Here is a 20,080-nt window from a genome sequence, read left to right as displayed (position 1 = left end):
TTGTGAAGCTTGAGCTGCGCGGGATCACGAAGGCCTTCGGGCCGCTCGTGGCCAACGACCACATCGACTTAACCGTCGAACCCGGCCAGATACACGCCCTCCTGGGCGAGAACGGCGCGGGCAAGTCCACACTCATGAACGTCCTCTACGGCCTCCACCAGCCCGACGCCGGAGAGATCCTCATCGACGATGAGCCCGTCACCTTCTCCGGTCCGGGCGACGCCGTGGCCGCAGGCATCGGCATGGTCCACCAGCACTTCATGCTCGTGCCCGTCTTCACCGTGGCCGAGTCCGTCGCCCTGGGCTACGAGCCGGTCGGGCCGCTGGGGATCCTCAACGCCGGCGCCGCCGCGGCCAAGGTCACTGAGATCTCCCGTCGTTTCGGCTTCGACGTCGACCCCGACGCCCTCATCGAGGACCTGCCCGTGGGCGTCCAGCAGCGTGTGGAGATCATCAAGGCCCTGGCCAGGGACGCCAAGGTCCTCATCCTCGACGAGCCCACCGCCGTGCTCACCCCGCAGGAGACCGACGAGCTCATCGCCATCATGCGCGAGCTCAAGGACTCGGGCACCTCCATCGTCTTCATCACCCACAAGCTGCGCGAGATCCGCGAGGTCGCCGACACCATCACCGTCATCCGCCGCGGCCGCGTCGTCGGCACCGCCGAGCCCACCGCCTCGGCCGCCGAGCTCGCCGGCCTCATGGTCGGCCACGACGTCTCCCTGACCGTTGACAAGCCCCCGGCCGCCCCCGGGGACGACGGGCTCACCCTGGAGGGCATCAGCCTCATCGAGGACGGCACCGTCGTGCTTCAGGACATCGACCTGCACGTGCGATCCGGCGAGATCCTCGCCATTGCAGGTGTCCAGGGCAACGGTCAGACCGAGCTGAGCGAGGTCATCCTCGGGCTGCGGGCGCCCACCGCCGGCTCCATCGCCTTCGACGGCCAGGACGTCACCGGCCACACGGTGCGCCGCCGCCTGCGAGCCGGACTGGGTTTCGTACCCGAGGACCGCACCACCGACGGCATGGTCGCCGAGCTCTCCGTCGCCGAGAACATGGTCCTGGACCGCTACGACGACCCCTCCCTGGGGCGGGGCCCGTCACTGTCCCCGACGCGCGTACGCCACGCCGCCCACCGGATGCGCGAGGAGTTCGACGTGCGCGTCACCGACGTCGACGACGCCATCTCGACCCTCTCGGGAGGCAACCAGCAGAAGGCCATCCTCGCCCGCGAGCTCTCCCGGCCCCTCAAGGTCCTCGTCGCCTCCCAGCCCACCCGCGGCCTGGACGTGGGCTCCATCGAGTTCGTCCATCAGCGCATCGTCGCCGAGCGGGACACCGGCACCGCCGTCCTCATCATCTCCTCCGAGCTCGATGAGATCTACGCCCTGGCCGACCGGATCGCCGTCATGTACCGCGGACGGATCGTCGGCACCGTCCCGGCCGACACCGCCCGCGACGCCCTGGGCCTCATGATGGCCGGCACCCCCGCCGAACAGGCCCTCGACCCTCAGGAGCAGACACGATGAGCACCCCCACCACCGGCTCCAGCACCGAAGCAACCCCGAGGCCCCCGTCCGAGGACCGCCCCGGGAAACGGACCGAGAGAGGCCTGAGCGGCCAGCCGGGCAGTCGGCATGCAGGCCAGGCCGCCCTGCTGCGGCAGGTCGCCTCCTCACCGGCCGTCGTCGGGCTGCTCGCGGTCCTGACCGCCCTGATCCTCAGCTCGATCCTCATCCTCGCGGCCGACTCCGAGGTGCGCTACACCGCCACCTACCTGTTCAACCGCCCCGGCGACTTCCTCCACGCCACCGCCTCCACCCTGAGCGAGGCCTACAGCTCCCTGCTGCGCGGTGCCGTCTTCGACTGGCGCGCCACCACGGGCGTGCGCATGATCCGACCCATCACCGACACCCTGACCAACGCCACCCCGCTCATCATCGCCGGGCTCGGCATGGCGGTGGCCTTCCGTGCAGGCCTGTTCAACATCGGTGGCCAGGGGCAGATGATCCTCGGGGCGATCACGGCCTGCTATGTGGGCATCGCCTGGAACCTGCCGCCGGTGGCTCACCTGCTCGTCGCCGTCGTCGGGGCGGCCCTGGGTGGACTGGTGTGGGGCGGCATCGCCGGTGTCCTCAAGGCCCGTACCGGTGCCAACGAGGTGATCGTGACGATCATGCTCAACTCGATCGCCGCCCACCTGCTGTCCCAGGTGCTCAGTCTCAAGGTCTTCAACGGTGAGGGAGAGACCGGCAACCGCAAGTCCCTGACCGTGGCGGACACCGCCCAGTACCCCTCGCTGGCCGGCGACTCCTTCCGCCTCCACGCCGGTTTCCTCCTGGCCCTGCTGGTCGCCGTGGCCGTGTGGTGGCTCATGGAGCGCTCCCGCCTCGGCTTCCAGCTGCGGGCCACCGGACTCAACGCCGACGCCGCCCGCACCGCCGGCATGAGCGTGCCATGGGTGACGAGCCTGGTCATGATGATCTCCGGCGCCCTGTGCGGGCTGGCCGCCACCGCGCCGGTCCTGGGCACCCAGAAGAGCATGGACGAGTCGGTCGTGGGAACCATCGGCTTCGACGCCATCACGGTGGCGCTCCTGGGCCGCTCCCGCCCCCTGGGGACCGTGCTGGCCGGCCTGCTCTTCGGGGCGCTGCGCGCCGGAGGCACCGCCATGCAGGCCGCCCCGGGCACCCACATCAAGATCGTCCTGGTCCTGCAATCCACGATCGTGCTGTTCATCGCCGCGCCGCCCCTGATCCGGGCCATCTTCCGGCTCCCGGAGCGCCGAGAGCCCCTCGGCGCCACCTCCCCGTCCCCCGCCTCAGTGCCGGCCGCAGCCCCGGCCGCTCCCGCCGCGAAGGAGGCCTGAGCCATGAGCGCATCAACCGCTTCCGCCGACTCTCACGCCGCGACCGCACCGGATGCGTCCGCGCCCGCGGCGCTCGCGCCCATGGATTTGAAGATCCCGATCACCGGCGTCGTCGCGCTCCTCCTGCAGGGGCTCATGGCCCTGGGGGCCCGCGGCTCGACCACCTTCGACCTGACCGCCTCCTCCGACCTCTTCAGGCTCGGGGCCCCCGAGCTCAACGCGCGCCTGGTCATCCTCGCCGCCGCCGGGATCGTCGCGGCGGCCACCGCCGTCGCCTTCGACCGCTCCCGGCGCCGCACCAGGATCCCGACCTGGGCCGCCGCCCTCATCGGCATCGGATTCGTCCTGGCCTTCCTGGCCTGGGCCGGGGCCGGACGCAGCGGCGTCATCCCCCTGGTGACCATCCTGTCCTCCGCGCTGGGACTGAGCGTCCCCCTCGTCTACGGCTCACTGGCCGGGATCATCGGGGAGCGCTCGGGCACCATCAACATCGCCATCGAGGGCCAGCTCCTGGGCGGGGCCTTCCTGGGGGCCGTCGTCGCCTCGGCCTGCTCCAACCCCTGGGTGGGGATCCTGGCCGCACCCGTGGCCGGAGTCCTCGTGGCCCTCCTGCTGGCCCTGTTCGGACTGCGCTACCGGGTCAACCAGATCGTCGTCGGCGTCGTCCTCAACGTCCTGGTCTCCGGGCTCACCGGCTTCCTGTTCTCCACCTTCCTGTCCTCCAGCCCCAGCCTCAACCGGGCCCTGCGCCTGCCCACCCTGACGGTGCCGCTGCTGTCCCGGATCCCGATCATCGGGCCGGTCCTCTTCCGCCAGACGATCCTCGTCTACCTCATGTACGCCGCTGTGGCGGTCCTGTCCGTCATGCTCTTCCGCTCCCGGTGGGGGCTGAGGCTGCGGGCCTGCGGTGAGCACCCCAAGGCCGCCGACACCGTCGGCATCAACGTCATGCGCACCCGCGTGACCAACCTGGCCCTGGCCGGGGCGCTCGCGGGACTGGGAGGGGCCTTCTTCACCGTCGGATCGGGCCTGTCCTTCGAGAACGACATGACCGCCGGCAACGGCTACATCGCCCTGGCCGCCATGATCCTGGGCGCCTGGCGGCCCCTGGGCTCCCTGGGGGCAGCCCTACTCTTCGGCTTCGCCACCTCCGTGGCCCAGACCCTGCCGGTCATCGGCAGCTCGGTCTCACCGGACATCATCTCCATGATCCCCTACATCGTCACGATCCTGGCGGTGGCCGGATTCGTGGGCAAGGTGCGTGCTCCGGCCGCCGAGGGGGTGCCCTACCCGTGAGCAGCATCGCGCCCACCGATCTGACCGACGCCCACTGGCAAGCCCTGCACGAGCTCGCCATGGAGGCCATGACCCACGCCTACGCCCCCTACTCCCGTTTCAAGGTCGGCGCCGCCGCCCTGGCCGACGACGGTCGACTCGTCTCGGGATGCAACGTGGAGAACGCCGGCTACGGCGTCACTCTGTGCGCCGAGTGCGGCCTCGTCTCCGAGCTCACCCGCACCGGGGGAGGGCGCCTGGTCGCCTTCGCCTGCGTGGACGCCCACGGCCGGGCCCTCGCGCCGTGCGGGCGCTGCCGCCAGCTCCTGAGCGAGCACGCCGCCAACGGTATGGTGCTGGCCATGCCCTCAGGGATGATGAGCATCGACGAGGTCCTGCCCGACCGCTTCTGCGCCGACGACGTCGAACGCGTCGTCGGCCAGCAGACCTGAGGGCCGGCTGACCAGCAGCCACAGATGGAGGAGAACCCCGTGACCGTCCCCGCCACGCCGGTCGTCGAGCCCTTCGACGCCGTCGACGTCATCGCCGCCAAGCGCGACGGCGCCACCCTGAGCGACGCCCAGATCGACTGGGTCGTGGACGCCTACACCCGCGGCGCCGTCGCCGAGGAGCAGATGAGCGCCCTGGCCATGGCCATCTACCTGCGCGGCATGAGCCGGGCCGAGATCGCCCGCTGGACCGCCGCCATGATCGCCTCCGGGGAGCGCATGGACTTCTCCGGCCTGCACCGCCCCACGGCTGACAAGCACTCCACCGGGGGAGTGGGGGACAAGATCACCCTGCCGCTGGCGCCGCTCGTGGCCGTCTTCGGCGTGAGCGTCCCCCAGCTGTCCGGACGCGGGCTCGGGCACACCGGCGGGACCCTGGACAAGCTGGAGTCCATCCCCGGCTGGCGGGCCGACCTCACGGGAGAGGAGATCCTGGCGATGCTCGGCGCCGACGGTCCCGGAGCCGTCATCTGCGCCGCCGGGGCGGGCCTGGCCCCCGCCGACAAGCGCCTCTACGCCCTGCGCGACACCACCGCCACCGTCTCCTGCGTCCCCCTCATCGCCTCCTCGATCATGTCCAAGAAGATCGCCGAGGGCACCGGCGCCCTCGTCCTGGACGTCAAGGTCGGCTCGGGCGCCTTCATGAAGGAGCTCGGCCAGGCCCGCGAGCTCGCCTCCACCATGGTGGCCCTGGGCACCGACGCCGGCGTGACCACCCGCGCCCTGCTCACCGACATGTCCACCCCGCTCGGGCGCACCGCGGGCAACGCCCTCGAGGTCGCCGAGTCCCTCGAGGTGCTCGCCGGCGGGGGACCGGCAGACGTCGTCGACCTCACCGTGGCCCTGGCCCTGGAGATGTGCGCCGCCGCAGGCAGACCTGTGGAGGAGGATGAGGCCCGTGCCGCCCTGGCAGACGGACGCGCCATGGACATCTGGCGCGACATGATCTCCCGCCAGGGAGGCGACCCGGACGCGCCCCTGCCCCAGGCGCCCGAGACCGAGACTGTCACCGCCCCGGCCGATGGGGTCCTGGCCACCCTGGACGCCCTCGCCGTCGGGGTGGCCGCCTGGCGCCTCGGGGCCGGGCGGGCCCGCAAGGAGGACCCGGTCCAGGCCGTCGCCGGCGTCACCATGCACGCCAAACCGGGCGACGAGGTGCGCGCCGGCCAGCCGCTGCTCACCCTGCACGCCGCCACACCCGAGCGCTTCACCCGCGCCCGGCAGGCGCTCGCCGGCGGCATCGTCATCTCTGAGGCCCGCTCCCAGGAAGCGGCCGATGCCGTGGCCCGCCGGGAGCGTGGCGTCATCCTGGAGCGCATCGGATGACCGCGCCCCGGCAGGTGGGGCCGGCCATCGTCGCCCGAGCCGTCAACTCCCGGCTGCGGGTGGGCCGCCTCACCCAGGCGGGCCAGGCCATCACCCTGACCCAGACTGACGCCACCACCTGCGGGCCCACCTGCCTCCTGGCCGCCCGCCTGCTCCTGGCGCCCGGCGAGCGCGCAGCCGTGACGAGCGACCTCGCCCAGGAGATGGCCGCCGCGCCACTCGGCCGGGAGGGCAAGCAGCTGGTCTCCGTCCTGTCCCGCCAGCAGGTGCGTCTCCAACGGGCCATGAATATCCGCGGCCTGGGGATCCTGCCCTGGCCGAAGGCACTCGGCTCCACACCCTGGTCCGTGGCCCGGCAAATGACCGAGATCGCGAGCGCCTGCACGCCGGGCAGCGGGCGCCGTCGTTACACGGTGACGTGGGTGAGCGACCACGGCCCCGCCTGGGGCAGTGAGGTCGCCTCGATCCGTGAGGCGCTGGCAGGCGGGCTCCCGGTCATCCTGGTCACCGGCGGTCCACTCGTCCTCGACGACGCCGAGAGCGAGCCCACGGCGAGGACGAGGCTGCGCGCGTCCCTGGCCCGGACCCCGGCCGTGCCCCGCCACTACGTCCTGGCCCTGCCCTGGCATGCCATCGGGCAGGACGACCCCGGTAAGGGGCGCGCGCACATCTACGAGCCCTCCAGCGGATCCGTGCGCCCCCTCGACCTGACCGCCCCGCGCGATCCGCACCGCCCCGGCCCCCGCGAGCTCGGCAACTGGCCCCGCGTCCTCGCCGTCATCGCGCCCGAGAACTGACCGCATAGAGTATTATCCTGTTTCGAGGGGTGGAAAAGGTTCTGTCGTCCTGAAGGCGGGCGCGTGTTCTCTTCTACGTTTCGGTGAGGGTGATGCCTGATGACGACTACCGGCCATGATGCGGATCTCCGGGATACTCAGCGAGCCCTGGCGATCATGATCCTCGCCGTCGGAGTACTCGGGGCGGTCGCTGTCCTGTCCGTTCCCTTCAGTATTGGCCTGTACGGTCTGCGCGGGCTGTGGATCCCTGCAGTTCTCCTCATCCCGCTCTCCTTGCAGGGGTGGGGGCTTCGCGTCCTGCGTCGGGTCGAGTCGACTTTGCCCCGATGAGGGCGACCGGGCCATGATGTCGTGACTGCCCACCAGGAAGGACCCCCATGACCACGCGCGCCCGGATCGCCCGCCTCATCGACCACACCCTCCTCAAGCCCGAGGCCACCACCGCCCAGGTCAATGCGCTCATCTCCGAGGCCGCCGCCCTGGGTACCTACAGCGTGTGCGTCTCCCCGAGCCTCCTGCCGGTGGAGGTGCCCGAGGCACTGCACGTGGCCACCGTCTGCGGCTTCCCCTCCGGTGCCCACGCCACCTCCGTCAAAGCCGCCGAGGCCGCCGACGCCCTGGCCAAGGGCGCCGAGGAGATCGACATGGTCGTCAACCTCCGCCTTGTCAAGGAGGGTGACGCCGACGCCGTCGAGGCCGACATCCGCGGCGTGCGCGAGGCCTGCCGGGGCGCCGTCCTCAAGGTCATCATCGAGTCCGCCGCTCTCACCGATGAGGAGATCGTCTCCACCTGCCGCGCCGCCGAGGCCGCCGGAGCCGACTTCGTCAAGACCTCCACCGGCTTCCACCCCGCCGGCGGAGCCTCCACCCACGCCGTCGCCCTCATGCGCGACACCGTGGGAGAGCGCCTCGGCGTCAAGGCCTCCGGCGGCATCCGCACCGCCGCCGACGCCCTGGCCATGGTCGAGGCCGGCGCCAACCGCCTGGGCCTGTCCTCCAGCACCGCCGTCCTGGAGGGGCTGGACGACTGAAGGGAACCGTGCGTCGTCGCACATCACCGCACATCACCGGCGGGCCCGGCACAGCAGCCGGGCCCGTCGCCGTCCCCGTCGGCACGAATAGGGAAGGATCGCCTCAACTTGCCAAGTTTCGGGTCCCCGAAACTATACTCGGCGCTATGAGAACCATCCCCAGTATGAGTCGCCGCAGCGTTGTGGCGCTCGCCTGCCTCGCCCTGTCCGCTCCCGCCCTGGCTGCCTGTGGTCACAGCTCGACCTCGGCCGACGCCGCGGGAACGGTCAAGGCGGTCGCCTCCACCACGCAGATCTGCGACTACATCACCCAGCTCGCCAGCGGCGACGCCTCCAGTGACCTCTCCTTCGACCGTACCGGCGCGGACGGCAAGACCCAGCACTTCGGAGCCGACGCCGCCAAGGCCAAGTCCCACCTCAAGCTCACCTGCCTGCTGGCCCCCAACGCCTCGGCGCACGAGCACGACATGACCACGGCCCAGTCCAAGGCCCTGTCCGAGGCGGATCTCTTCTTCATCTCCGGCGTCGACCTGGAGCACTTCCTGGACTCCGCCGTCGACTCCACCGGCTTCAAGGGCACCATGGTGGTGACCTCCGGGGTCGCCGGTGCCGCCGATGTCGACGACCTGGCCGCCCAGAAGAAGAAGGAGGAGGCCAAGCCCTACAAGGTCGACCGGGGCAGCGCCAAGGTCGAGGTCGCCAAGTGGCCCTTCCCACCGGAGGAGGGCGAGAGCGAACCCGAGTTCCGCTTCGACCCGCACGTGTGGACCTCGCCGAAGAACGCCATCATCCAGGTCACCAACATCGGTGCCGCCCTGGAGAAGGCCTCCCCCGAACAGGCCGGTGTCTTCCGCAGCCACGTGGACGCCTACGTCGCCAGGCTCAAGAAGCTCGACGAGTGGGCCGCCAGCTCGCTCAGCTCGGTGCCCCAGGACAAGCGGGTCCTGTTCACCAGCCACGACGCCTTCGGCTACTTCAGCAAGGAGTTCGGCGTGAAGTTCGAGGGCGCCGCCCTGTCCGACTTCAACGCCCAGCAGGACGCCACCGCCGACAAGATCAAGGAGACCGCCGACAAGGTCAAGGCCTCCGGGGCCGTGGCCATCTTCGCTGAGAACTCCAACAACCCCAAGTCCGTCCAGAAGGTCGCCGAGGTCGCCGGCGTCAAGGCGGTCATCGGCGACGAGGCCCTCTACGGTGACTCCCTGGGGACCCCCGGATCCGACGGCGAGACCTACATCGGCTCCATCCTCCACAACGTCTCCAACCTCACCAAGGCCTGGGGCGGCAAGGTCACCGAGATCCCCGCCGACCTCGCCCAGTGGACCCCCAAGGCCTCTGACGTCAAGTGAGGAACCGTATGACAGACCCCCGTGATCGCGCTTCCGGGCAGACCACCCCATCCACTACCGCCGAACCGGTCGTCACCCTGGAGGACGCCTCCTTCTCCTACGGCTCCTCCACCGTGCTCACCGGCGTCAGTGGTCGGGTCCCGGCCGGGCAGGCCCTCGCACTCGTGGGCCCCAACGGCTCGGGCAAGACGACACTCATGCGGGCGCTGCTCGGCATGGTGACCGTCAGCAGGGGCCGGGTGCGTGTCAACGGGGCGGCACCGGGCAGAGCGCCACGGGGGTCCGTCGGATACGTTCCTCAGCTCAGCGACCTCGACCCCACTTTTCCCGCCACCGTGCGGGAGGTGGTTCAGATGGGCATGTACTCCCAGCTCGGCATCCTGCGGCGCCCCGGCGCCGAGGTCCGTCGTCGGGCGCTGGAGGCCCTCGAGAGCGTGGGCCTGGCCGACCGCGCCGACAGGCGCTTCGGCACCCTGTCCGGCGGCCAGCAGCAGCGCGTCCTCGTGGCGCGCTGCGTGGCCGCCCGGCCCCGCCTCATCCTCCTCGATGAGCCCTTCAACGGCCTGGACCAGCCCAACCGCGATGCCCTGCTGTCCATCATCGCCGACCTCAAGGAGCAGGGCATCTCTCTGATCATCTCCACCCACGACCTCGTCCTGGCCCAGGAGACCTGCGAGCAGGTGGCCCTCCTGGCCGGACGGCAGATCGCCTTCGGCCCGCGCGACGAGGTGCTCGTGGCCCGTTACATCGACGAGGCCTACGGCGGCCACGGCACCACCCGGCTGCTGGGGCTGCGCTCGGGCCCGGGCACGCAGGAGCTGTCATGAGTGACGCGATGACGCTCTTCAGCCAGGCCCTCGAGCAGCTGCGCCTGGCGGCCGCCAACGTCCCCGGACTCATGGACCTGGCCGAGGCCCCCTTTCTCTTCCGTCCCCTGGTCATGGTGGTGCTTCTGGGCGTCGTCGCCGGTGTTATCGGTGTCGTCGTCAACCTGCGCAGCGCCGAGTTCAGTGCCGAGGCCATGGTCCACTCCGTTTTCCCCGGGATCGTCGCCGGCGCCGTCTACTGGGGGATCGACGCGATCATCCCGGCGGCCTCCGCCGTCGCCGTCGCCGCGGCCCTGGTCCTGACTATCGTCTCCCACCGCTCGCGTCGGGGCGAGGCCTCCGAGGCCGGTACCGCCGTCGTCCTCACCAGCTTCTTCTCCATCGGGCTCATCCTGTCCCTGGTCAAGGGCGACATGTCCGGCCAGCTCGAGGCCCTCATGTTCGGCCGCCTCCTGGAGGTCACCGATGCGCGCCTGGCCCAGGCACTCATCGTGTGCGCCGTCGCGCTGCTGCTCATCATGGCGACCTGGAAGGAGCAGGTCGCCTACGCCTTCGACCGCACCGGTGCCCGTGCCTCCGGGCTGAGGCTCCTCGCACTCGACCTGGTCCTCAACACCGCCATCGCGGCCGCTGTCGTCTCCGCCTCGACCGCGGTGGGCATCCTCCTGGTCATCGGCTACCTCGTCATCCCCGGCGCGACGGCGCGCGTCCTCGCCTCCCGGGTGCGCACCATGGTCCTCATCGCCATCGCCGTCGGTGTGGGCGGCGGATACCTCGGGATGCTGCTCATGGCTCTGCCCGAGACCTCCGACAAGCCGATCTCCCCGCAGGCCACCGTGGCCCTGGTGATGACCGGGCTCCTCCTGCTCGCCGTCGGTGTCTCCACCGCGCGTGAACGGCTGGCCAGGATCCGCCACCACGCTCGCTCGGCGCAGCCGGCAACGGTGGCGGCGACCTCGACGACGGCGGGAGCGGAGACCACCGCTGATCGCACCGGGGGACCGGAGGACTCGGCGAGTGCCGTGGCCCCGGCGGCCGAGAGGAGCCGAGTATGAGGATCGGGCTCGACATCCTCCTGCTGCCCATCATCGAGGTCGTTCTCATGGGGCTGCTGGCCGGGCTCGTGGGCGCGCTCGCACTGGTCCATCGCCGGATCTTCTTCACCGAGTCACTCACCCACGCGACCTTCCCCGGAGCGATCGTTGGCGTGGTCACTGCCGCCTGGTTCTCGCGGGCGATCCTCGGCCAGCGCGCCGACTTCACCCTCCTGTCCACCCTGGTGCTGGTGGGGGCCGCCTTCATGTGCCTGCCGATGATCTGGCTCATGCGGCGTCTCTCCCAGGTTCCCGGGATCTCCTCCCAGTCAGCGGCCGGCGTCGTCCTCACCTTCGGATTCGCCCTGGGCTACTTCCTCAACAAGTGGTTCGCCCCGCTGCCGATCAAGGTGGACTCCTTCCTGGCCGGATCCGTGCTCAACGTCAACCACGTCGATGTCATCGCCGTCGGAGTCGTTCTGGCGATGACGATCCTCGCGCTCGTGGTGGCCGGGCGGTTCCTCACCTTCTACAGCTTCGACCCGCTGGGGTACCGCGCCAGCGGGCTGAACCCCACCTGGGCCGAGGGGACCGTCATGGTCATGATCACCCTGACCATCGTGATGCTCGTTCCCGCCGTCGGCACGATTCTGCCCATCGCACTCATTGCCGCGCCCGCGGCCGCGCTGGCGCCGTGGACGCGCACCATGCGCCAGCTGCTGATCGGTGCCCCGGTTCTGGGGGCGGCCTCGGCCCTGGCCGGGCTGTTGATCGCGGTGCAGCTGAGCCTGTCCGCCGGTGGGGTCATCGCGGTGGCCTCCGGGGTGGTCTACCTGGTCTCGGCCCTGGTCCACTGGTCCGTGATGAGCGGAGTCTGGGTGCGGGTGCCTCTGCTACGTCGGGGATGAGCCGCCGATCCTGTGCGGGTGCTCCCAGCGACGCCGGAGCCGGGTCTGCGGAGGAGGCCGGGCTCTCAGGCGGCGATCCCCAGGATGCCGCGCAGGTCGGCCTTGATGGCCTCCAGGCGCTCAGCGGCCGCCTTGCGCACCTGCGCCACCGGCGTGCCATTCGTCGGCAGAATCACCTCGCAGTAGCACTTGAGCTTGGGCTCTGTCCCCGAGGGGCGCACGACCACCCGATCATCCGAGGCCGTCACCCACACCAGCCCGTTCGTGGGGGGCAGGGTGCCGCCGTTACCGTCCGAGACGCCGTCGAGCAGATCCACCGTCGTGGTGACCGGGGAGCCGGCAAGCTTGGCCGGTGCTCCGCCCGAACGCAGGCGCTCCATGGTGCTGGTAATGATGTCGAGGTCCTCGACCCGCATGCTCAATGGGCTCGTGGCGTGCAGCCCGTGCTCGCGTGCGAGCCGGTTGAGCAGATCCTGCAAGGTCCGGCCCTGCTGCTTGAGCACGGAGGTCAGCACCGCCAACCGCACCGAGGCGGAGATACCGTCCTTGTCCCGCACCGCGGCGGGATCGACGCAGTACCCCAGCGCCTCCTCGTAGCCGAAGACCAGGCCCGGCTCCCGACTGATCCACTTGAAACCCGTCAGGGTGCGGCGGAAGCCCAAGCCGTGGGACTGGGCGATCCGGCGCAGCAGGCGGGAGGAGACCACGGAGCAGGCCAGGACCCCGTTGCCGGCGAAAGCGGCCAGCTCGGCGGCCTGCTCCCCCAGGAGCGCGCCGACCTCGTCGCCTGTCAGCTGACGCCAGCCACCGGGAGCGTCCTCGTCCGGGATCGCCGCCGAGCAACGATCAGCGTCGGGATCGTTGGCGATCACCAGGTCCGCATCGACCTGCCGGGCCTTATCCAGCGCCAGGTCCAGCGCCCCGGGCTCCTCCGGGTTGGGGAAGGCGACCGTCGGGAAGTCCGGATCCGGCTCGAACTGCTCGGCCACCTCGACGACGTCGGTGAACCCGGCTCGCGCGAGCACCTCCCGGCAGATGGCCCCACCCACGCCGTGCATCGCCGTCAGCACGATCCTCACCGGGGCGGGGGCCGTCATCCGGGCCGCCTGAGCGGCCCGCTCGATGTACTCCTCCCGGATCTGCGGGTCGACCGTCTCCCAGCCCGACTGCGGGCGGGGTACGGAGGACACCGGGCCGACGGCGTCGATCGCCGCAGCGATCTGGCTGTCATAGGGGGGAACGATCTGGGCCCCCTGCCCCGAGTCGGTCACGGCCCGCCCGCCCAGGTAGACCTTGTAGCCGTTGTCCTGCGGCGGGTTGTGCGAGGCCGTGACCATGACGCCGGCGTCGGCCTCCAGGCGCCGCAGCGCGAAGGCGAGCACTGGGGTGGGGCAGTGCGACTCGAAGAGAATGGCCCGTCCGCCCGCGCCGGTGACGACCGCGGCCGTATCGCGGGCGAACTGCTCAGAGTTGTGGCGGGCGTCGTAGCCGATGACCACGCTGAAGCCCTCACCGAGACAGTCCTTGAGGTACGCGGACAGGCCTGCTGCGGCGCGGATGACGACGACCCGGTTCATCCGGTTGGGGCCGCCGCCCAGGCGGCCGCGCAAGCCGGCCGTGCCGAAGGCGAGGGTGCCGCTGAAGGCATCACTGAGTGCTCTGCGAGCCGCCTGGGCCTGCTCGCCATGAGAACGGGCGGCGCTCAGGAGCTCAGTGAGCTCGGCGCGAGTGACGGGATCCGGATCGTCCTGGATCCACGCGTCCACGGCAACGTCGTCGTACACATCTTCAGGGCCTCGGGTCATATCCGTGACGGTACCGCGCCAGAACTTCTGGAAACGCTCACAATGACGCTCCTCACTGGTGTTTCCAAACACAAGGAGAATTCAGTCACCAAAATGACGGAACATACCTAAAGATAAGATTTCTTGAATTAAATTGGCGGTATAATTCGAGGTTGTTTTGAGAGTCCTGAGAGGTGTGTTGATGTCGAGAAGGAAGTGGGTGGCGGGAGCGAGTGTCTGGGACTTTTGTCTCCCATGTGTCCTTCGCTCCTGAGCGTCGAACACGTCGCTGCCTGGCCAGGATTAAGGGATCATGGCGCCATGAGTACACGCGAGTCCTACCGCAAGGGACCAGTGGTGCTGCGCGGCACCCAGATCCCCAGCCAGACCACCGACGCGCGCCTGCTGAGCAGTGACGCCGACGCCGACTGGCTCCACGCCGACCCGTGGCGGGTCATGCGCATCCAGGCGGAGTTCGTCGAGGGCTTCGGGGCCCTGGCGGAGCTGGGGGCGGCCATCAGCATCTTCGGCTCGGCCCGCAGCAAGCCCGAGGACCCCACCTACCGCGTGGCCATGGAGGTCGGCGCCGGGCTGGCGCGCGCCGGCTACGCCGTCATCACCGGAGGCGGCCCCGGCATGATGGAGGCCGCCAACCGCGGGTGCCACGAGGCCGGTGGAACCTCGGTGGGACTGGGCATTGAGCTGCCCCATGAGCAGGGCATGAACGAGTACGTCGACCTCGGGGTCAACTTCCGCTACTTCTTCGCCCGCAAGACCATGTTCGTCAAGTACTCCGACGGATTCGTCGTCATGCCCGGCGGAATGGGGACCCTCGACGAGCTCTTCGAGGCCCTCACCCTGGTCCAGACGCAGAAGATCTCCTCCTTCCCCATCGTCCTGGTGGACAGCGGCTACTGGGGCGGGCTGCTGGAGTGGCTGCGCACCACGATGGTCGCGCGCGGCATGATCTCTTCGGCTGACCCCGACCTGCTGCATGTTGCCGACGACGCCGAGGCCGCCGTGGACTATGTGGTCAGTGCGGCCCGCCGACTGCGTGACGGCCGGGCGGGTGCGTGAATCGTGTCATGGCGGACCCATCATCGAACGTCGCACCTTGAATGTCGTAGAATATGACAGGTCGCGCGGCGATGTGCCCGCGCAGCACTGACGAAAGGTGAGCACATGGCTGCCATGAAGCCCCGGACCGGAGACGGCCCCCTCGAAGTCGTCAAGGAAGGCCGCGCCATCATCATGCGGGTTCCGCTTGAGGGCGGTGGTCGACTCGTCCTCGAGATCACGGCTGATGAGGTCAAGGCACTCGGAGAGGCTCTGGCCAACGCCAAGATCTGAGCGATCCAGGCGCCCCGGGGCAGCCGGTACCACTCGGTCCTCGGGGCCGAGTAGCCGGTGGCCGAGTCACCCAACCTCACGAGAGAGGGTCGGACCCCATGCGGGTCTGACCCTCTTCCTCGTTCCGTCCCGCTGGCGGTCAGGTCTGACGCACGGAGACGAGCAGGCCGTCTCCGACGGGCAGCAGTGTGGTCAGCAGGGCCCGGGAGGCGCGCAGCGCCTTACCGAGCTCACGGGCTGCCACAGTGGTGACGTCGCGGCGGGCCGGGTCGGCCACGTGGTCGTTCCACAGGGCGCGGGTGACGGCCAGGACCCCGCCGGGGCGCAGCATCCGCAGGGCGTTGGAGGCCAGGAGGATGGCCTCTTCCGGGGCGACGTCGAGCACCACCATGTCGTAGGAGCGGGCCGCCATCCGGGGCATGACGTCCGAGGCCCGTCCCTGGATGATGCGGGTGCGCGAGGAGGGGTAGCCGGCTCCGTCAAAGGCGCGGCGGGCCTCGCGTTGGAGCTCGGGCTCGACGTCGATCGTGGTGAGGACCCCGTCGGTCCCCATGCCGCCTAGCAGCCACAGGCCCGAGACTCCGGTGCCGGTGCCGACCTCGGCCACGGACTTGGCCCCCACTGAGGCGGCCAGCATCCGCAGCGCCGCTCCGGTCCCCGAGGACACCGGGGTGATGCCGAGCTCGAGCCCGCGTATGCGGGCCTGGGCGGTGGCCTCGTCCTCCGCGGTGAAGTCCTCCGTGTAGGACCAGCTCAGCGTCTTGTCCGCACTCACTGTGAGCCTTTCTTCTGCTGCGGGGTGCCAGGCGCACCCATCAAGCCACATTGTTCCAGGTGTTCGGCCCGATAGGCGGAAGGGCGCTCGCTCGGGTGAGTCCGCCAGTAGGCGAACCGAGGCGGACCGGGGCGGTCAGGACTCCCTATACTGAGCGGCGTGTTCGGCATCAACGGATCTGAGTTCCTCGTCATCATCCTGGTGGCGGTGATCGTGGTGGGGCCGCAGCGCTTGCCCGAGTACACCCGCAAGCTCACGCAGATGGTACGTCAGCTCAGGGTGTTCCTGGACAACGCGCGCAGCCAGATCGCCGAGGAGGTCGGCCCCGAGATGGCCGACCTGGACCTGTCCAGCCTCGACCCGCGCCAGTACGACCCTCGCAAGATCGTGCGCGACGCCCTGGGGGAGGACATTGACGCCATTCGCGAGGACCTCGCCCACCCCTTCCGCTCCGTCGGCTCAGCCGTCAAGGAGATCTCCGACGACGCCGCTCAGGCCGTCAACGATGTGGTCAAGCAGGATCGGGCCACGTCGCTGAGCAAGCAGATCGAGGCCAAGCGCGAGGAGCGGCTGGCCGAGAACGACGCCGACAATGCTGACAACAGCGAGAGCCCCACGAGCTCCGAGAGCAGCACTGAGGGTGCCGAGAACGCAGAGCGCCTGCAGAGCGCTGAGCAGCAGGCAGTCTCCACCCCACCGCGGGGAGTGCTTCAGCAGGCGGGCGACGCCGAGGCCGTGTCCGAGTCGGCTGAGCCGGTCGAGTCGGCTGACGGGTCTGATGAGACCGTACCGAAGGCGACCGAGGGCGAGCGGTCCCAGGAAAGCGACGCCGCCGAGCAGGCGGAGGCGACCGAGGAGGACGACCAGTCGGCTGAGTCGGAGCCGGTGGAGGTCCCGGCAAGCCTGGTCGAGCCACAGGCCGCTGCCTGCGGTGAGGAGGCAGGGGACTCCACCGCGGCGGGCGATGACACCCGCACCCGCGTGCGGCCGTTGTCCCCGCGCGACATCGTGCGCGCCGCCAACGCCGCCGCCCGCACTCGCGCCGAGGCTGCGCGTATCGCCGTCGACTTCTGACCTCGGCCAGAGGGACGCGCGGGGCCGGCGTCAGGCCGGGGTGACCCCCAGGCTCTTGCCGGCCAGGCCGCGGGAGCGGTGCGTCAGGCGCTGGGCCACGGCGGACAGCTCCAGGGCAGCGGGGGCGTCGGCGGCCGGCTTGCCGTCCTCGGCCACGGTGGCGGGCAGGCCGGTGTCGGACCCCTCACGCAGGCGGATGTCCAGCGGCAGCTGGGCCAGCAGCGGCACCTCGTAGCCGAGGGTCTCGCTCAGGGAGGCGCTGACGATCTTGCCTCCGCCGGAGCCGAAGATCTCCAGGCGTGAGCCGTCGGGCTGGGGCATGTAGGACATGTTCTCGATGACGCCCACCACCTTCTGGTGTGTCTGGGCGGCGATGAGGCCGGTGCGCTCGGCCACCTCGGCGGCGGCCGTCTGCGGGGTGGTGACCACGAGGATCTCGGCGCCCGGCAGCAGCTGGGCCACGGAGATCGTCACGTCGCCGGTGCCGGGCGGCAGGTCCAGCAGCAGGACGTCCAGGTCGCCCCAGAACACGTCAGAGAGGAACTGCTGGACGGCGCGGTGCAGCATGGGGCCGCGCCAGACGACCGGCTGCTTGTCCTCCACGAACATGCCGATGGAGATGACCTTCACCCCGTGGGCCACGGGCGGCACGATCATGCCGTCGAGCTGGGTGGGCACTCGGTCCACCCCCAGCATGCGGGGAATGGAGAAGCCGTAGATGTCGGCGTCGACCACGCCCACGCTCAGACCCTGGGCGGCCATGGCGGCGGCGAGGTTCGCGGTCACCGAGGACTTGCCGACCCCACCCTTGCCGGAGGTGACGGCGTAGATGCGGGTGAGGTTGCCCGGCTGGGTGAAGGGAATCACCGGTTCGGCGGCCCCTCCGCGCAGGCGACGCCGCAGCTCGGCCTTCTGCTCGTCGTTCATGACGCCCAGGCTCACCTGGACCTCGGTGACGCCCTCGACGGTGCTGACCTCGCGACGGGTGTCAGCGGTGATCGTGTCCTTCAGGGGACACCCGGCCACGGTCAGGAGCACCTCGACACTGACAACGCCGTCCTCGGCGATGTCAACGGAGGAAACCATTCCCAGGTCGGTGATGGGGCGGTGCAGCTCGGGGTCGATGACCCTGGCCAGCGCCTCCATGACGGCGTCATGAGTCGGTTGCGTCATGGGCCCATCCTAGGGGTGCCCCGGAGTGCCACGACAGGTGGCGAGCCCCACGTGGGGGCGGGAGACGCTCTCAGTGGGCGGTGCGCTGCCCCGGTGCGGCGTCGGGCTCGTCGTCGCTGTCCTGGAACTCGGCGATCTCCTCACGGGTGAGGCGTTCCTCAGCGAGAATCTCGCTGAGCATGTCACGCAGTTCGCTGCGCACGAAGTCGCGGGTGGCGACGTCGTTCATGGCCAGGCGCAGGGCGGCGATCTCCCGGGTGAGGAACTCGGTGTCCTCCAGGTTGCGCTGGGCGCGCTGGCGGTCCTGCTCGGCGGTGACGCGGTCGCGGTCGTCCTGCCGGTTCTGGGCCAGCATGATGAGGGGGGCCGAGTAGGAGGCCTGGGTGGAGAAGGCCAGGTTGAGCAGGATGAAGGGATAGGGGTCCCAGGCCCGCTGCATCTTGACCAGGACGAGGTTCGCCACGATCCACACAGCGACGAAGATCGACATGTAGAGCACGAACTGGGGGGAGCCCATGAAGCGGGCGGTGGCCTCGGCGAAGCGGCCGAAGCCGTCGGAGCGCGAGGCGTGGGTCGGATGCGTCCTGCGCAGCCACCGCAGGCGGCTGTCGGGCAAGGGCTGGTCGAGCTGGTCAGGCATTGGCTCCCCTCTCGATCGTCTCGTCGGTGACGGCCTCGTCGGCCACGCGCCAGTCGTCGGGCATGAGGTGGTCCAGGACGTCGTCGACACTGACAGCACCCAGCAGGCGCCCGGCGTCATCGAGGACCGGCAGGGCCGTCAGGTTGTAGGTGGCCAGCAGACGGGTGACGGTACCGATGGAGTCCTCGGGGCGCACGGAGTCGACGTCGGTGTCCACGATGGAGCCGACCAGGCGCTGAGGACGCTCGCGCAGGGCCCTCTGGAAGTGGATCATGCCCACGAACTTGCCGGTGGGGGACTCCAGGGGTGGGCGGCACACGAAGCCGACGGCGGCCAGGGCGGGAGGAACCTCGGCCTTGCGGGACTGGGCCAGAAAGGTCGCCACGGTCGACTCGGGGGGCAGGATGATCGGCTCGGTGGTCATCAGGCCGCCGGCGGTGTAGTCGTCGTAGGCCATGAGGCGGCGCACGTCCTCGGCCTCCTCGGGCTCCATGAGGCCCAGCAGCTCAGTGGCCTTGAGCTGGGGGAGGTCGGCGACCAGGTCGGCGGCGTCGTCGGGCTGCATGACGTCCAGGACGTCGGCGGCGCGACCGGCCTCCAGGCGGGACAGAAGGGCGACGGCGTCCTCGTTGCCAAGCTCCTCCAGGACATCGGCCAGGCGCTCGTCGGCCAGCTCGGCGGCCACGCGCATCTGGCTGTCCTGGGGCAGGTCGCGCATGACGTCGGCCAGGTCGGCGGGCTTGAGGTCCTCCAGGGTGGCCAGCAATGCGGTGGCGCCCTGCTTGTCGGCGCTGTCGGCCAGGCCGCTGACCTCATCGGGGCGCACCGTGAAGGTCTCCCCGCGGCGCAGGCCCAGGGGACCCGAGGAGGCCCGCTGGACGAACAGGCGGGTCACCTTCCAGTCCATGCCGCGGTCGCGCTCGATGGCCACGTCCCGCACGGTGACGGTCCCCGAGCCGTCGCGCATGGTGACCACCCGGTCCAGCAGCTCGCCGACGACCAGGGTCTCCACGTGGCGCTGGGTGAAGCGGCGGATGTTCATCAGGCCGGTGGTGATGACGGCTCCGGGCTTGATCGCGGTGATCCGCGACAGGGGCAGGAAGACGCGACGCCGGCTGGAGACGTCGATGACGAAGCCGACGGCCCTGGGCTCTCCACGCATCTGCAGCAGGACGACGACGTCATGGACCTTGCCCACCGCATCGCCCAAGGGGTCGAAGACAGAGGTGCCGATGAGGCGGGCCACAAAAACCCTGGTGGTCGTGCGCGTCCTGGTGTTCTCCACAAGCCAAGCCTATGCGCCTGAGGCGTGATTGCCGGCCGATGGGTCCGTACCGTGTGCCCGCGCGTGCGACG

20 protein-coding genes are annotated in these 20,080 nt (G+C 70.2%); 15 read left to right on the top strand and 5 right to left on the bottom strand.

The window, feature by feature from the left end; translation table 11 throughout:
• Positions 1–2 precede the first annotated feature (2 nt).
• From RIV14_RS07325 to RIV14_RS07270, 12 genes are all read left to right on the top strand, one after another.
• Complete coding sequence (locus tag RIV14_RS07325; RefSeq protein WP_075372819.1) at positions 3–1,532, top strand: ABC transporter ATP-binding protein; 1,530 nt, start codon at positions 3–5, stop codon at positions 1,530–1,532.
• Positions 1,529–2,872 carry an ABC transporter permease gene (locus RIV14_RS07320; protein ID WP_075372820.1) on the top strand — a complete coding sequence of 448 codons (1,344 nt, stop codon included), beginning with the start codon at positions 1,529–1,531 and terminating at the stop codon, positions 2,870–2,872. The genes RIV14_RS07325 and RIV14_RS07320 overlap by 4 nt, the downstream gene beginning before the upstream one ends.
• A 3-nt stretch (positions 2,873–2,875) precedes the next feature.
• Entirely contained in the window at positions 2,876–4,168 is a 1,293-nt protein-coding gene (locus RIV14_RS07315) for an ABC transporter permease (RefSeq protein ID WP_070660113.1), read from the top strand.
• Complete coding sequence (locus RIV14_RS07310) at positions 4,165–4,599, top strand: cytidine deaminase (protein WP_075372821.1); 435 nt, start codon at positions 4,165–4,167, stop codon at positions 4,597–4,599. The genes RIV14_RS07315 and RIV14_RS07310 overlap by 4 nt, the downstream gene beginning before the upstream one ends.
• 39 nt (positions 4,600–4,638) lie before the next feature.
• Positions 4,639–5,982, top strand: coding sequence for a thymidine phosphorylase (locus RIV14_RS07305; RefSeq protein WP_075372895.1), 1,344 nt, complete (start codon positions 4,639–4,641; stop codon positions 5,980–5,982).
• Positions 5,979–6,779, top strand: a complete 801-nt coding sequence (locus RIV14_RS07300) for a hypothetical protein (RefSeq protein ID WP_075372822.1) — start codon at positions 5,979–5,981, stop codon at positions 6,777–6,779. The genes RIV14_RS07305 and RIV14_RS07300 overlap by 4 nt, the downstream gene beginning before the upstream one ends.
• A 99-nt stretch (positions 6,780–6,878) precedes the next feature.
• Positions 6,879–7,109 carry a hypothetical protein gene (locus RIV14_RS07295; protein WP_075372823.1) on the top strand — a complete coding sequence of 77 codons (231 nt, stop codon included), beginning with the start codon at positions 6,879–6,881 and terminating at the stop codon, positions 7,107–7,109.
• 47 nt (positions 7,110–7,156) lie between these two features.
• The gene (gene deoC, locus RIV14_RS07290; protein ID WP_075372824.1) at positions 7,157–7,810 is read left to right on the top strand and encodes a deoxyribose-phosphate aldolase; all 654 of its coding nucleotides are present in this window, start codon (positions 7,157–7,159) and stop codon (positions 7,808–7,810) included.
• A 164-nt stretch (positions 7,811–7,974) separates the two neighbouring features.
• Positions 7,975–9,159: a metal ABC transporter substrate-binding protein gene (locus tag RIV14_RS07285; protein WP_075372825.1), complete on the top strand. Its 1,185-nt coding sequence runs from the start codon at positions 7,975–7,977 to the stop codon at positions 9,157–9,159.
• An 8-nt stretch (positions 9,160–9,167) separates the two neighbouring features.
• Positions 9,168–9,986, top strand: coding sequence for a metal ABC transporter ATP-binding protein (locus RIV14_RS07280; protein ID WP_075372826.1), 819 nt, complete (start codon positions 9,168–9,170; stop codon positions 9,984–9,986).
• Complete coding sequence (locus RIV14_RS07275) at positions 9,983–11,041, top strand: metal ABC transporter permease (RefSeq protein ID WP_075372827.1); 1,059 nt, start codon at positions 9,983–9,985, stop codon at positions 11,039–11,041. Before RIV14_RS07280 ends, RIV14_RS07275 begins: the two co-directional genes overlap by 4 nt.
• Entirely contained in the window at positions 11,038–11,928 is an 891-nt protein-coding gene (locus RIV14_RS07270; protein WP_075372828.1) for a metal ABC transporter permease, read from the top strand. Before RIV14_RS07275 ends, RIV14_RS07270 begins: the two co-directional genes overlap by 4 nt.
• A gap of 65 nt (positions 11,929–11,993) precedes the next feature.
• On the opposite strand, the gene RIV14_RS07265 is transcribed toward RIV14_RS07270, so the two are convergent.
• Positions 11,994–13,733 (bottom strand): phospho-sugar mutase, encoded by a 1,740-nt coding sequence (locus tag RIV14_RS07265; protein WP_075372829.1) that lies wholly within the window; start codon positions 13,731–13,733, stop codon positions 11,994–11,996.
• Between the two features lie 300 nt (positions 13,734–14,033).
• Here RIV14_RS07265 and RIV14_RS07260 point away from each other — a divergent pair, with 300 nt between their 5' ends.
• On the top strand, positions 14,034–14,789 hold the full coding sequence (locus tag RIV14_RS07260; protein WP_075372830.1) for an LOG family protein: 756 nt from the start codon (positions 14,034–14,036) through the stop codon (positions 14,787–14,789).
• A gap of 105 nt (positions 14,790–14,894) precedes the next feature.
• Positions 14,895–15,062 (top strand): DUF3117 domain-containing protein, encoded by a 168-nt coding sequence (locus RIV14_RS07255; protein ID WP_009396029.1) that lies wholly within the window; start codon positions 14,895–14,897, stop codon positions 15,060–15,062.
• A gap of 139 nt (positions 15,063–15,201) precedes the next feature.
• Here RIV14_RS07255 and RIV14_RS07250 read toward each other — a convergent pair whose 3' ends face one another.
• Positions 15,202–15,837 carry an O-methyltransferase gene (locus tag RIV14_RS07250; protein ID WP_009406302.1) on the bottom strand — a complete coding sequence of 212 codons (636 nt, stop codon included), beginning with the start codon at positions 15,835–15,837 and terminating at the stop codon, positions 15,202–15,204.
• A 159-nt stretch (positions 15,838–15,996) separates the two neighbouring features.
• Here RIV14_RS07250 and RIV14_RS07245 point away from each other — a divergent pair, with 159 nt between their 5' ends.
• Entirely contained in the window at positions 15,997–16,911 is a 915-nt protein-coding gene (locus RIV14_RS07245) for a twin-arginine translocase TatA/TatE family subunit (RefSeq protein ID WP_075372831.1), read from the top strand.
• A 30-nt stretch (positions 16,912–16,941) separates the two neighbouring features.
• Here RIV14_RS07245 and RIV14_RS07240 read toward each other — a convergent pair whose 3' ends face one another.
• From RIV14_RS07240 to RIV14_RS07230, 3 genes are all read right to left on the bottom strand, one after another.
• Positions 16,942–18,084 carry an Mrp/NBP35 family ATP-binding protein gene (locus RIV14_RS07240; protein WP_075372832.1) on the bottom strand — a complete coding sequence of 381 codons (1,143 nt, stop codon included), beginning with the start codon at positions 18,082–18,084 and terminating at the stop codon, positions 16,942–16,944.
• Positions 18,085–18,154: 70 nt separating this feature from the next.
• Positions 18,155–18,724, bottom strand: a complete 570-nt coding sequence (locus tag RIV14_RS07235) for a DUF1003 domain-containing protein (protein ID WP_075372833.1) — start codon at positions 18,722–18,724, stop codon at positions 18,155–18,157.
• Positions 18,717–20,009 carry a magnesium transporter MgtE N-terminal domain-containing protein gene (locus RIV14_RS07230; RefSeq protein ID WP_075372834.1) on the bottom strand — a complete coding sequence of 431 codons (1,293 nt, stop codon included), beginning with the start codon at positions 20,007–20,009 and terminating at the stop codon, positions 18,717–18,719. The genes RIV14_RS07235 and RIV14_RS07230 overlap by 8 nt, the downstream gene beginning before the upstream one ends.
• Positions 20,010–20,080 lie beyond the last annotated feature (71 nt).

The sequence above is a fragment of the Actinomyces acetigenes genome (genome assembly GCF_031296635.1).
In the GTDB taxonomy this organism is placed as follows: domain Bacteria; phylum Actinomycetota; class Actinomycetes; order Actinomycetales; family Actinomycetaceae; genus Actinomyces; species Actinomyces acetigenes.
The sequence above is the reverse complement of the archived record's forward strand: the minus strand, read 5'-3'. Positions and strand labels throughout refer to the sequence as shown.